This window comes from Bacillus sp. PPSBB_2, assembly GCF_045291115.1.
Taxonomy (GTDB): domain Bacteria; phylum Bacillota; class Bacilli; order Bacillales; family Bacillaceae_G; genus Bacillus_A; species Bacillus_A cereus.
On the sequence record NZ_CP147983.1, the window covers coordinates 3,285,178 to 3,299,564 of the forward strand.

Sequence of the window (14,387 nt, forward strand, 5' to 3'; positions counted from 1 at the left end):
TTTTTATTCTAAGTTCATTCCAAGTAAAAGTCAAGGAATTCCTATCCGAATTTACCGAATATCTAAAAATCCTTTTAATACACCAATTGTCTCAGGTGCTTGCAGTCTTGCACATACGTACGGAAATTCCGTACTACCTTCAAACATCATTTGAGATGTAAGCGGTGCGCCTGCCCAGAAGATTTCATCATCGATTACTAGGAACGGGAATGCTTTATTTTGTCTTTGTAACTTTACATTTTTCAGTGGAACTGGTCCGTCACTATACACTGTTATTTGCGCATTTGTACGCATTAACGCTTGCCATACTCGCTTATCCACTTGTTTTGTACTTGGAAGTGAAATAATAATTTTTCGTTTTGCTGCTAAAATATCTTTTAATAGCCCTTTCGTTTCCTCAAGATTCATTTCCATAAACCAGCGTAAACGTTTCGATATTTTTCGTTCCCACAATTGTCTTGATGTCGTGCGATCATACACATCTCCGTGACGTTCTATATGAGCTGTTAATTGTGATAACGCTTGTTTTCTCGAAAGGTTTTTACGCATATAATGGCAATCTGATAATTGAATGAACTTCCCTCTCGCCCTTGTCACTGCTACATTGACGAGGCGATGGTTTTTGTGATCAAAGAATAATACGCCAGGTCGTTCTTGCGGATAACTGTCAACCGTATCAAAAATCATCATATCTCTTTCAGAACCTTGGAACTTATGAACTGTCGCCGCTAAAACTGGTATGTTTTGATATTTCGTTCTCTGCAACATTTCTCTCATACACGTTGATAAAAAGCGTGACTGCGCCCTGTAAGGTGTCACAATACCAATTGATTGCACACCATCTAACAATCCGATTAACATCATTTGCATTGCTACTAAACCAGACATAATGTTAAAACGTGAACCAGAAGCAGCATCTTTTAACGAAAAAGCTCCCATTTGGCTCGTATCAAATAAAACGCTCGCCTCATTTGCGAACGGCTGTAACTGTGCAAGTTCTTTACGCTCTGAAACAGACGGATGATCGTATACTCTATTTTTATAAATAAACGAATTCGTAAACTTCGATATATCCGCATGCATACGTCTTTGTTCCTGCAACATAAATAGGTTTGGGTGTGCTTCTGATTTATTAACAGACTCAACAATCCCAGCATGGTAAAACATATCTTCCCCAAGCCATTTGCGAACAAGTTCATGATTTGCCATCGCAATTGGAGGTAACTGTAAAAAGTCACCGCAAACGACGATACGTTTTCCAAGTGAAGCAGCTAATGCAATTTGCGGAACATATGCCATACTTACTTCATCTACAACAACTAAATCAAATGTACGCTCATAAATAAGTGAATCAATGGCACATTTCGATAAAGTTGCTCCGATTACTTTCGCATTTTCAATATATTCTTTTTCTACTTCTTTAATTTTAGCCTTTTGCTTTCGAAGATCACTTTCAATCTCTTGTATACGCTTCTTATCAGCAGATGTTGCTTTATACGATAAGATTTTTTCACGAAGCTCTTGGCGTGTCTCTTCTAAATAGAGTCTTTCCTCACCCCAAGATCCGTTCGTCGTTTCAACTAACTTCGACGCAAGTAACGTTTCATGATTTCGTATATGTTCATGTTGACTATAACCGTAACGAACAATTTCACCAGGCGTCCATTTCTTTTTCTTCTCAATTTGCTTCGTTACTTCACTCATTAATACGTCTACTGCCGCATTACTATGAGCCAACACAAGTACCGATTTTCCTTTTTGATAATGGGCCGAAATAATACGTGATAAATTGTAAGACTTCCCTGTTCCCGGCGGTCCCCATACGTACGTTGTCGGATTATAAAACGCGCGATATGCCAGTTCATTTTTTGGATTTTTCATCTTCTCAATATGTTTCGGACTGCTCGTCCCATCAACAAGACGCTTTATACGATTACGTTTCAGCTTATCTTTACGTGCTTCTTTCAATCGCTCTTGCAGTTGCTCTAAAAGTTGCCACGGTTCACTGTATAAAACCGCTTCTCTTATTTCACCTTGTATATAATCATTTAATTTCAGTTCTATTTCTAATCCATGTACAGATAATACTTCTCCTGTCGCTTCCTCACCATCGAACTCAATTCGAATTGGTGAACCTTCAGGTAAGCTTACTTCCGAAATAAGCTGAAATACATACACTGTATTCTCATAATCTGTATATAAAAAACGACCGTTCATGATAGAAATTTTACTACCACCTATCGTTTTCCAATGTTTAATTTCATATGCTAATGCATAATGCCACTCTTTCATCGTTTCTGATAATGAAGGAGTTTGAGTAGTTGTATTCATCGTATAATCTCCTTCCTTCTCCCCAAACATACTTTCTCACTATACCATACAACACGCTAAAATTTGTAAGGTTTTTATCTTGCTTATTTTCTTAATTTTCAATAATATATTGTATATAATTTTCAGAAAGAAGGAATCTACATGCCAGTTAGAAGAATTGAACACGTAGGACTTATGGTTGCAAACTTAGAAGCATCTATCTCATTTTATGAAGAAGTAGTCGGCTTACAGCTCCTTAAACGTATGGGGCACCCGAATCCAGACTTAAAACTCGCTTTTTTAGGTGTGGAAGAATCGAAGGAAACGATACTCGAACTCATTGAAGGTTATAACTCTTCTCTTCCGGCAGAGGGAAAAGTACATCACATTTGCTTTAAGGTAGATTCATTAGAGGATGAAATCGAAAGACTAAAGAAACACGCAGTAACCTTCTTACTAGGAGAAGAAATCGAAACATTACCAGATGGAACACGTTACCTATTCTTCGCTGGCCCTGATGGAGAGTGGATTGAGTTTTTTGAGACGGAGAGATAAAGTGAAACTTTAGTCAGCCCACAATAAACGGGATAATAACTTTATGAACCACATAAGGAGTAGAAACTGATGAATACAGTTTTTATTATCGTTTTTTTGGGTACTTATACTATTTCCACTTCTTAATATAATCCTGATAAAGAAGTGGAATATAAGTCCCATTGATCTCATGGGGGTATTTGGCAATTTAAAAATGCTGTTTACTTATAGCAGTATCTTTTACGAATGCAAAAATAGCCAAAATACGCAAGCAGTTTCGCATAAAAACTTGCATATTTTAGGCTGTTTAATTGTACTCCTTATTTTGTTAAAGTTACCTGTCAGTTCAATTCCAAAAACCTCAGCTGACGATTAACTCAAGTACCGATTTCGGATGACTCTCATATGATGAAGCTCGTGTTCTGTATCCGCTACACTATCTGTAGCAACAGTTGCTATCTCATTTTCTTCAACACTTGACAAGGTAACACCTTCTTTTCAAATTCAAAGAAAAGTTTTTATTTTTCAACATAAAGCATTATAACTCAACTGTTTTCATACAAAATTTTATGAAAAAAAGAAAAGCGAGGATCCCTCATATCCCCGCTATATCAATGATGTATAAAATCCTATATAAGAGATACATAGACAAAAAACAAGAACCCCTGTACATACAAGGATTCTATGAAATTATTTGCTACCGATAATGGGGCGTTGTGTTAACTATATACGAATATCATATTCATCCAAAATTGCCCTTATTGATGGTACAATTAAAGTCTTGGAGGGGGATTATGGGAATTATTTTATATTTTGCATTTTATTTTGGAGTACTGTTTCTTATAATTGGTACTGCATTAGTTTTATTTATTATGGCTGTATTACCAAAAATCTGGAGTAAAAATCTATCATTCGTAATGATCGGTTTAGGGATAAATATACTTACTATTCCGTTGTCTTTTTTTATAGGTGGGATGGCAACAGATTCTCCTGATAGTACTAGGTTAGATTTTTGGAAAGGATTTTTCTTTATTCAAAAAATACCGCTCTTTTTACTGAGCTTTTTATTATTTTTAACTGTGGTGTTGTGGTTTATTCGTAAGAACAAGAAAAAAGTAAACATATAGAATTTCAAAACGACTTCCAATAACAAGAATTATGTAAATAAGCTGTCCATGTGGACAGCTTATTTATATAATTTTCTTTATGGGAAGTACACTTAAGGCCATTTTCAACTTAATAGGAGTCTAATATCTCAAGTTTCTTAGCTAATACCCAGCTATTTAGACCTAAATATGCATAAATATTGTAATAAAAATAATTCCCGTTTATCAATGTTTCCTATAATTCTTTAGTATCTTCATAGAGCATAGGCCAACCTTGCATTAAGATATTATATATATATTTCTTACTACAAATATGGACGGTATTATCCTTGTTGCAGTTTTAATTTTAATCAAGTCTATTGTAATTACACAGATTGAAATATCTATTCAATTTTAAAAATAGTAAAGGAAATGTATATAAAAAGATCACTTGTCTTAGAACAAGTGATCTTTTTATTAGATAAACTGCAACTTGCTAACAGCAGATAATTGTTATCCTATTCATATGTTCAATAGATATTATAATACATTTTTTAGTTATATAGACGGAATTGTTTCTAATGAAATGAGACCAAAAATATTTCAAAAGGTAGCATTAATTATTTAGTGCGTTAAAAATGCAATTTTGAACCTTTCGAAGCACTAAATCAGGTAGATTTTAATAAACTTCAAACTTTGTCTGCATCTGGATCTCACAATTGAGTCTCAGTAATTAATGCTGTCAACATAACAAAAGAGTCCTGATTGAAACAAACTCTTTTATGAGTTTTTACAAGAGTAAACTTTTAAGCACATAATTACATTTCTATTATTTATTTTACCACTTGTACAGATGCTGGTTTCCACCCCTGATTCTCTACCCAATCAATATTAACCTTATATTTTTTATTACTTTGTTTATCTCGTACATTACCGTAGGCTTTATTATTACCATTATTTCCAATAAAATCGAAAATCAATTGGCTCTCTGGAACATCAACAGCATAAGAGATTGCTTTTTTCATCTCACTCCAATCTACTGTTCCTTCTTTAAATTTCATATCAGGTTTCGCTCCTTGCTCTGTACCAATTGGCTTCCATGAAGGATTAGTTTGAGGATCCTTTTCTTGAGATACCGTTTTTTCTTCCTCTTTATTTTCATTTCCGTTCGTTTTTACCGATTTTTCTACTCTTTGTTTCCCTTCTAACTGTGCTGCTTCTTTATCTTCAGTTTTCTTCTCTTCTATCTTTGCTGTTTCTTTATCTTCAGTTTTCTTCTTTCTATCTTTGTTACTTTCTTTTCTTGAGCAATTGCTTTCGTTGATGTATTAGAAGGGGTAAACAATTGGTATGTCACTATACCAACTGTCACTAATACCAAAGTAAATGCAATATTAAAAATTGCCTTTTGACGACGATTCTGTTGTTTTTCTTGAAATCTGCTTACTTGTCCCATTCTTCAAACCTCCGTGTTTACTTTCTCCTCTACTCTTTATGTATTATCCCTAAAATTCTTAATATTTTTATTAAACAATAGAAATAAACTACACTTTCCATACAGGATTTCATATCATAATATAATTTGTGTTTTTTCAAGTATCTGACATATGTTATTCAAAATAGTTTAATACATTAAAAATTGATAAGCTTCTGCACTTAAGAAACCTTCAATTTTATTCAAAGGTGATTCCAATTACGTCCACATTAGATTTCCTGTAGAAAGCTTTTTAACAATTAAGCCTCTTCTTCCCTTATTTATAATTTTCAAGTTAAATTTCCCTCTATAGTATAATAAAGATGTTTCGTTTTCTAATGGGGTATGTCGTAAAATCAAAAGAGATTTTATCTCTTTTACCTTCTTTTCAGAGTAAATTTCACCACTAGGAAATTCTATTATTCCTAATGTAATCTTTAATTCGCTCTCATCAAAAGTCCACTCTTTATTAAGTTCTCTTATCTTTTGTATAAAGCTTCTTTTGGTTTGTCCTATATAGAGCAATGTTACATTCTTAGCATATACTCTAGAGATTGCAAATATCCCCTTCTTAGAAGCTTCTTCCCTATTATAAAAGTCATTTATACTATACATGCCATACCACTTAATATGTACTGTTTCTATGAATCTCACCTAATTTTTAGACAATATTATAATTTCTGAATGTTCAAATTATTATGAGCGCATAGTCTTGATTACTTGAATTATAAATTGTGCTTTTCAATAATACATTTTATTATTACTAATTTCAATATTGAAGAAAAAATACAATACTATAGTTTAATTACAAAGCTGTATAAAAAACAAAGTGATGTCGTGCCACATATTTTCTTTTTTACAATATCAAACTATCGTGAACAAAATTTTGAAAGTTATGGAATAAAAATACAATGTGTATATACATACATTTCTATTAATTGAAGAAAAAGAGTAGAAATTTAATCTCTCTACGCTGTTAAAATTATTCAACTCCCAAAAAACTGTACATCTTCTAGAGATACTAATTTTCTAGTTTTGATGTTTTTATAGTGCTTGAGCGTGATATTATTCAAGTTTTTTCATTAAGAATGCATAAATACAAACAAAACCAGTAATACATCTTTTCTGTACCGTACTGGTTTTGTTTAAGATCATCTTAAATTATAGCTAGTTCACCGAGATTGCAAATTCCGATTTCGGTGCCCCAGCGAATACGATTGTTCCGTTCTTCGGAAGTTCCACCTTGTTATTGCCACTCACAATGGTGAAGTTGACGCAAACTCCCTTCTCATCATACACCGCAAATGAACCATTTGATGGCAGCGTCACGGTCATCCTTTTGTCTGTTGCCGCTTGTGGAATTGTAAACCATTTCGCATGCCCATTTGCATCCAACGTAACTTTGGATGATTGGCCTACATCAATTGGTTTTACATTAGATTCACTTACGTATAACAATCCAGCCATCTCCATATATTCATTGCCGCCTTCTGTATAGAAATGCGTTTCCGTCGTATCACGACCATTCATCACGGGTACTTGGATCTGATGCACTGCGGTGTTCGGACCTGTAATTTTTTTGCCATCCCAATAGCCTGCTGGGCCTTCCTTGCGAGTAATTTGAGTACTAAGATGTTTCGATTGAACAAGATATTGAATAGAACTAAATTTCTCGTTTACACGATAATACTTGACACCTTCCCTCTTTGCCCATGCAGCAGCGGTTTTCTTCGAAAGCACGTTGTCTTCTAGTTTCTCAGCTAAATAGTGGGTCATCACACTTTGCCCTAAACCTGGATGAGATTTATATGCGCTCTCCTTCAAATAAGTTCTTCCATTCTTCTCGGTTACGAAGTTGAGCTTGGAAGTACCCCCCTCATTAATAAAGCTTCCATCAGCAGTATATACATATTTTTCTTCTGGATTAGATGGTAAGAATAGTTCACCGTTCTTCGTAATTTCAATTTTGAAATGAGTTTCGCTATTGCCATAAAATCCTGCTTTCTTTGCTACGCCTTGAGGCATTTTGACTTTGACCGGCTTACCAAAGGATTTGTTCGGCTTGATTTCCTTAATCGTACCTTTTTCTTTAAGCGTAGCGAGCAGCAATTCAGTTGCCATTAGCTGATTTGTAGAGCTCCGGCCACCAGATGTCAATACAGCCGCTGCTATTTTCTGTTCCGGAAGCACGACTAATATAGCATGTTGCAATGCCGTATCGCCGCCCTTAGCCAAAGCTTTGATCCCATATTCACTGAATGGGTATAGTTTCACACTATCCCAGCCAAGACCATAGTTAAAAATATTATCTCCAGCCCCCGGCCACATTCCTTTTTTATATTCCTCTTGCTCCATTGCCTTAACTACCTTATCAGAGAGGATTCCTTTTCCCTGTCCCATAAATAGTTGTGAGAATCGCACCATATCTTCTGCCGTGGAAGAAATACCTCCCGTACCAATAACATTCACCGATTCAATTGGAAGTTGTCCTTGGTACGCCGGGTAATATAGTCCAGCCCGATTTTCATCCCTCCATTTGTCCTGCGGTGTTTTCGTATGATTCATCTTTAAAGGTCCTGTAAAGTTTTGATGTAGAAATTCAGTAAAACTCATACCACTAACTCTTTCCACCAAAATTTCGGCCAGCGTAAAACCATCGTTACAGTATACCGAGAAAGCACCAGGGTCCGCCTTCAAGTTTTGATTTGACAATTGCTGTAACAAGGTATCATGGGCATAGGTATCATTATCGTTAAATAAAAATGCATTACCTAACGTAGAACCTTGCAATCCAGAGGAGTGATTCAATAACATACGCGGTGTAATACGTTTGGATCGACCGTCTTTCATCTTAAAATCAGGAACATAGCGGACAACAGGAGCATCCAAATCGACTTTTCCTTCATCGACCAATTTCATTACAGCCGCTGTTGCATACATTTTACTGACTGAACCAATCCCATATTGAGTATCTTTGGTTAGCGGCTTTTCCCCTTCCAAATCATTCTTGCCAGCCTGACCCGACAAAATAAGTTTTCCATTATCAATTAGCGCATACTGCACGCTATTCGCTTCATAAGACTTTGTAAGTAGCTCCGCCTTCTCTGCTGCAATCTTCTTCAGTTCCTGACTAGCTACTTCTTCACCAGTTACAACTGTAGTCTCACTTTCAGAAAATGCTTTCACTCCTGTTGGTAGAATCATAGTTACCGCTAATGCAGTGGCTAACACACCAGTTAGCTTATTTTTCATCACGGAATTACCTCCTTAGATAAGTGACCGTTTTCATCATTTGTTTGTTCCACTATGAAAATATGATAAAATTTATCCGTTCTCCTCTTTGACCTACTTGCTAAATTCAGCAAGTAAAATATTTTTAAAAGGATCAGGACTATCAGCTTTAATACTGTTTAAATTGACGGCCAATGTATGCTTGCCTCCAAGTGTGCCCCCAGCAAAAGTTAAAAAACCAGGAATGGTTCCTCCATGCCCCCATATCGATTCACCGTTTGAAAGCTTCATTTTGAAAATTCCAAGCCCGGAATCACCAAGCTCATCTACTCCTGTAGGGACTGTTGTAAGCATTTGCTTTAGTTGCTGTTCTTTCAATAATTTGCCCCCAAGTAAATAAGAAAAGAATTTGTTTAAATCATCAGCTGTAGAAATCATATCTCCGGCCGAGCTCCCCATACTTGGGTTATAATAAGTAACATCTTTCGGCTCACTTGCTCCGTCTAATTGGATATATCCACGGGCATGCTTGGTTCCTGGAATGACGCTTGAATTTCCAGGTAAGAATGTATTCGCTAATTCAAGTGGTTCAATAATTCGATTTTCAATCTCTTCCGCATAGCTGTTCCCAGTTACTTTTTCAATAAGAATTCCTAGTAATACATATCCTGTATTTGAATACGACCAGCTCTTTCCTGGAGCAAAATCTGGAGGCATGGATATTCCCATCTTTACTAATCCTTCAGCAGTATAAGATTTTTTTGTATCCATCATATTAAAATCCTTTGACCTTGTGTAATTAGCGATACCACTTGTGTGGTTCAATAATTGGCGGATAGTAATCTGTTTATCATCATATCCATTTCCTTGAATGACACCAGGTATCCATTTTTCAATAGAATCGTCTAGATTTAAGCGGTTTTCTCCTGCTAATTGAAGTATAACTGTTGCAGTGAACGTCTTTGTCACGCTGCCAATTCGAAAACGAAAATCTGTTTTCATTGGTTTCTTAGTACTCAGATCAGCTACACCAGCCGCATAACTCCATGTTTTTCCACTCTCAGAAGTTTTAGCAAGTATCCCTGGATATCCTAGTTTCAATGTATCCCGCATTGCCTCTTTGACGGAATTATGATCTCTTTGGGTGCTTGTTTGTAACGAACTAGATACATTTTGAATGGACTCCGCTTTTACACTTGAGGTTGGAGTTGTATAAAGCAGGGAACCTCCAGTTATTAAAAGGGCTAAACCTGTACATGTAATTTGACGATGCTTTTTCATCAAAATAATCCTCTCCCCTATTCATATTGTATAAATGGTTATTTGCTGTTTGGAACGAATCACACGGCTTTCTGACCTAAAAAATAGTCTATCCTTTTTTTGAGATGTATGTTAACTTTTGTAATGTCTCTTTTCCTCCAAACAAGTCTTATTAATTGATTTGTTTTTTTATAGAAATATATAGTATTTTTTCTCCTCTCACTCTTCTTTACGTTTTCATCTTACACAATGAAAATCTCTTTTTTCTTACCTCTTCCTTACAAATTCCTTACGTTCAAAATTACTTTTATAATTGATTATTTTTTATTTTAATAACATTTAGCTGTATTAATTTGATAGGAATTTGACTTCACATAAAAGTTTATTTATTCTGAAAAATGAATTTAAATACAAATTAACTATTTAATATTCAACATCTCACCTATACATGTCCTAACATAAGTTCTTATCATCTATATGTATTATTTATTACAACAGCTTTCACGCTAAAAATAAGATATTTCAAAAAAGAGAAATATAGGTATCTTAACAAGAGATTACCAATATAAACAATGTGAAAATGTAAGAACCCCTGTATTACTGCTGATTTCCCTCTAACTAATACAGTTTCAAACATTAGACACAAATACTACATGTAATGTTGAATTTATTACCTATTCAAAATTCTGTTTGTTCATTTTTTCTTAAAATACAAAAATATTCAACTTATAAATATACAAGCTATAATAGGGACGTCTAGGGATAACCTATTAGCACCTTAGAAAATATCAACTTTCTAAAATTGGACAAGATGAAAAAATCACTCACAGAAAGGTGTGTAATCAAAAAGAAAATTCATTAAAAATTCTTTAGTAGCAAAAGACATCGCATTAGCTATGCCTTAGCAATTTCTACAATGTTGACGAGGTTATTGAAACGATATAAAGGGATGGAAGACAGATGTCTCACGAATTAAAAGCAATAGTTTTAGGGGGAATTCTGGACATACTTACAATTTTTTAATCCTTATTCACTTAAATATACCCATCTACAATCAAAATATTTTGAAAGCGTTAACAAACATTAGGTTTTAGATTCAATTAGAGAAGAACACACGATTTGAGGAACTTGTAGGAGATTCATTTTCCAGAACGACTTATATTCCTAAGACTTAAGAATAGGATACAAGGAGGATTTATTATATGAATGGGAATACTGCTAAAAAAATAGAATTGCAATCTGAAAATACTGTGATTACAAACGATAAATATTTGGATCCTAAAAAGTGGCATAAGCAAGATACTACGTGGGCATTGAGCCTTTTTGGGACAGCGATTGGAGCAGGAGTACTCTTTTTACCAATTAATGCAGGTTCAGGTGGTTTATTATCATTATTACTCATTACATTACTTGCCTATCCAGTTATGTATTACTCACATAGAGCGCTTGCTAAAATGATATATGCTTCCAATTCTGCCGATGAGGGAATTACGGGGACAATAAGAGAGTATTTCGGAAATAAGGCGAGTATTATTTTTAACATCGTATACTTCGTCTCAATTTATACAATTGTCTTGATGTATTCAGTTGCACTTACAAATACTGCAAGTAGTTTTATTGTGAATCAATTACATATGAAAGAGCCCTCAAGAGCCATTTTATCGCTTGTCTTAGTACTGGGTCTTATCGCTATACTAAATTTTGGTCAAGATATCACTGTAAAAATTATGAGCTTGCTAGTATACCCTTTCATAGCTTCTCTACTATTTATCACAATATCTCTAATTCCTCAATGGAACACATCAATGCTTAGTTTTTCAGATGTCTCTACTGCTTCAACCGGAACAGGTTATTTTGGAACGATATGGATGATACTACCTATCATAGTGTTTTCATTCAACCATTCTCCAATGATTTCGTCTTTTGTGATAAAACAAAGATCTACGTATGGAATAGAAGCAACTGATGCTAAATGTGCGCAAATACAAAAAGTTTGTTATATCATGACGTTCGTTGTTGTTATGTTCTTCGTTTGGAGCAGCGCACTGAGTTTGACTCCAGATGATTTAAAAGTGGCAAAAGAGCAGAACTTATCAATCCTATCCTATCTCGCTAATGAACTTAATTCGCCAGTAATTACGATTGCAGCTCCTATTATTGCTTTTATGGCTATAACAAAGTCTTTCCTTGGCCATTATATAGGATCATATGAAGTAATGCGTGACATGATTATCAAATTTGGTAAAACACGTGGAAAAGATATAGAAGAAAAAACAGTTAAGACAGTAATTCTTACTTTTGTCGTATTAACATGCTGGTATGTTGCTTATGCAAATCCAAGTATTCTTGGGCTCATTGACGCTCTAAGCGGTCCATTAGTTGCTGCTATCTTATGTCTATTACCAATGTATGCGATCCGTAAAGTACCGGTATTAGCTAAATATAGAGGTAAAATGAGCAATGTATTTGTTATTATTGTAGGAGTACTTACAATCTTAGCAAGTATTAAGTCATTTTTCTAATTTACTATTTTTTGTTCTTTTGCAAAATATAATTAAAGACGGAGACTAGCCTGGTTCTACAGTAGGTGCAACTATTTTCTCTATCTGAATATATACTTTAATGAATTTTCCGAAACTCATCTCCCACCTACTCACTGAGCTGTGACCCTTCACGCTCCTTAAGGAAGGAATCTTCTTGGTTAAAATCATAAAAAAAACACCCCACTTAGTTAAGTGTCCAAGTGGGGTGTTCCTACTTTGTATAGATTATGCTTATGAAATATTCCTCTTCTAAAACAGCAAATTGTTTCATTCATAATTGATAGACATATATAATAGGAATGAGTCGTAAATGAACACGATAATACCTAGTAATATCCCATCTCTTGTACTAGATTCTGGACTAATCGATGTAAGTTAAGATAAACCAAGTACAATCACTAATAATATAAGAAAACTTGTAAAGAGTGATTTTTTTGAATTCTTTTTCATATATTCATGTTGCACATTACTGCTCATGGATAGATACCCTTACATGACCGAAGTGATAATAAATAGCATCCATAGCGGATTCTCTCGCATATTTTCACCCCCATGGATCAAATCATATCCAAGAATGCAAAGTCTACCTATTGTTTGTACAAAGAATAGAATACGTATCGTGATGGAAACTGGTCGAAGAATGTAGAAATTACAGATAGCTATCTATATGCTACCTTTTATGTACTTAATGAAATACAACGGTTATGTGCAACCCATCTGATAGGTAAATGGTTTATGTAAAAAAGACAGTGATTTATCCACTACCTTTGTTGTATTATCCAATTGGATTCAGTCACCATATAGTATTAGATGCGTTGAGTTTGAAAAAAACTATCCAATATACATTGAATCAGGTACAGACATTAAATAATAGAAAAGGTCGCCTACTATTCCACTAGTAAAAATAATAAATCCCATATAGCGTATACCTTTAATTTTTGACCGTAATCCAATGAATGCTGCTATTAGCCCAGTTAAAGAAAATAGAATCCAATATAGTTCGGTTGGAATGGGAAGATATTTATCTCCATCAACCCCCATACCCCAAAAAACATAAGGCAGTACGACAAAAGAAACGCTGAGTAATCCCATTACACTGGCTAGTAATTTGCGATATTTAACACCAGTAATAATTAGATAGATCCCACCGACAAGACCGCATAATACAAGATAAGGTACATAGAGAATCCAAAGAAGACTTAAGATAATCATATATAATTTCCTCCTACTTATTTTCGCTCATTATAGTTTTAAGGGGTTATTTAATTGTCTGAATCGGTTGCTAGTGTATCAAGTTGTTCTAAAGCTTCTTCAAGATCGAACGAATTAAACCAACGGTAATCATATTTGTCTAAAATACGATAGTGCTGACTTATTAGATTTTGTTGTAAACGAAAGTTCCCTTTTTCTTGAATCTGTTTCCACCACACTTTTCCTCCCAATGTTTTTTCTTTGAATTTGCTAGTGCTATTGTGGGCCATTGTCTCGATTACTACTAATGGATCATCTCCAAGAGAAGACTGTAAAACCTCACTATCCCTAAACAATGCACAAATAGCAACGGTGTTGGTCCAACCTGCATTTGTTCTCCCTTTCTCAATTTGAACAAGCGTTTTTTTGAAATGCCGAGAGCTTCAGCCATTTTATCTTGTGTATACCCTTTTTCAGTACGTATTAACTTTGCTTTCGTTGAAATGAGTTCAATTATAAGCTCCTTATTCACTTTCTTCCCTCCGAGGTAACAAATGTTTATTTTAGTGTAATTTTACACTAAAATAAAACCCATTTTCAACTCCCACCTCTAAATCTTCTAAAAAATAATCGAAAAAGCTATAAAAATGCTCATTCTACAGTTATCCATGAGAAGTTAGCTCGGTTTGGAGTGTTAGAAAATTCTTAGCTGGATAGCGATGTAATCATGCCCTTTTTTAGATTCATACTATCAGTATA

Annotated in this window: 8 protein-coding genes and 2 pseudogenes; 3 read left to right on the forward strand and 7 right to left on the reverse strand. The window is 34.6% G+C overall.

What is annotated here, in order from left to right; genetic code table 11:
* Nucleotides 1–51 precede the first annotated feature (51 nt).
* A complete protein-coding gene (locus V6946_RS16285) occupies nt 52–2,361 on the reverse strand; it encodes an AAA domain-containing protein (protein ID WP_149149783.1) in 2,310 nt (769 codons plus the stop codon).
* A 111-nt stretch (nt 2,362–2,472) separates the two neighbouring features.
* On the opposite strand from V6946_RS16285, the gene V6946_RS16290 reads away from it, so the two are divergent.
* Together V6946_RS16290 and V6946_RS16295 are read left to right on the forward strand one after the other, a co-directional pair.
* Nucleotides 2,473–2,865, forward strand: coding sequence for a VOC family protein (locus V6946_RS16290; RefSeq protein ID WP_006918193.1), 393 nt, complete (start codon nt 2,473–2,475; stop codon nt 2,863–2,865).
* Nucleotides 2,866–3,638: 773 nt separating this feature from the next.
* Entirely contained in the window at nt 3,639–3,971 is a 333-nt protein-coding gene (locus tag V6946_RS16295) for a hypothetical protein (protein WP_000511405.1), read from the forward strand.
* A gap of 791 nt (nt 3,972–4,762) precedes the next feature.
* Here V6946_RS16295 and V6946_RS16300 read toward each other — a convergent pair.
* The 4 genes and pseudogenes from V6946_RS16300 to V6946_RS16315 form a co-directional block, all read right to left on the reverse strand.
* A pseudogene (locus tag V6946_RS16300) lies at nt 4,763–5,385 on the reverse strand (YrrS family protein).
* Nucleotides 5,386–5,622: 237 nt separating this feature from the next.
* A complete protein-coding gene (locus V6946_RS16305; RefSeq protein WP_041184036.1) occupies nt 5,623–6,057 on the reverse strand; it encodes a hypothetical protein in 435 nt (144 codons plus the stop codon).
* 513 nt (nt 6,058–6,570) lie between these two features.
* Entirely contained in the window at nt 6,571–8,655 is a 2,085-nt protein-coding gene (locus tag V6946_RS16310) for a serine hydrolase (protein WP_006925649.1), read from the reverse strand.
* 93 nt (nt 8,656–8,748) lie between these two features.
* Complete coding sequence (locus V6946_RS16315; RefSeq protein WP_033692716.1) at nt 8,749–9,915, reverse strand: serine hydrolase; 1,167 nt, start codon at nt 9,913–9,915, stop codon at nt 8,749–8,751.
* A gap of 1,181 nt (nt 9,916–11,096) precedes the next feature.
* On the opposite strand from V6946_RS16315, the gene V6946_RS16320 reads away from it, so the two are divergent.
* Nucleotides 11,097–12,416, forward strand: coding sequence for an aromatic amino acid transport family protein (locus V6946_RS16320; protein ID WP_366982074.1), 1,320 nt, complete (start codon nt 11,097–11,099; stop codon nt 12,414–12,416).
* A gap of 852 nt (nt 12,417–13,268) precedes the next feature.
* Here the strand turns inward: V6946_RS16320 and V6946_RS16325 are convergent.
* Nucleotides 13,269–13,649: a hypothetical protein gene (locus V6946_RS16325; protein ID WP_006925704.1), complete on the reverse strand. Its 381-nt coding sequence runs from the start codon at nt 13,647–13,649 to the stop codon at nt 13,269–13,271.
* Nucleotides 13,650–13,699: 50 nt separating this feature from the next.
* Nucleotides 13,700–14,160: pseudogene (locus V6946_RS16330) on the reverse strand (helix-turn-helix transcriptional regulator).
* Nucleotides 14,161–14,387: the final 227 nt, after the last annotated feature.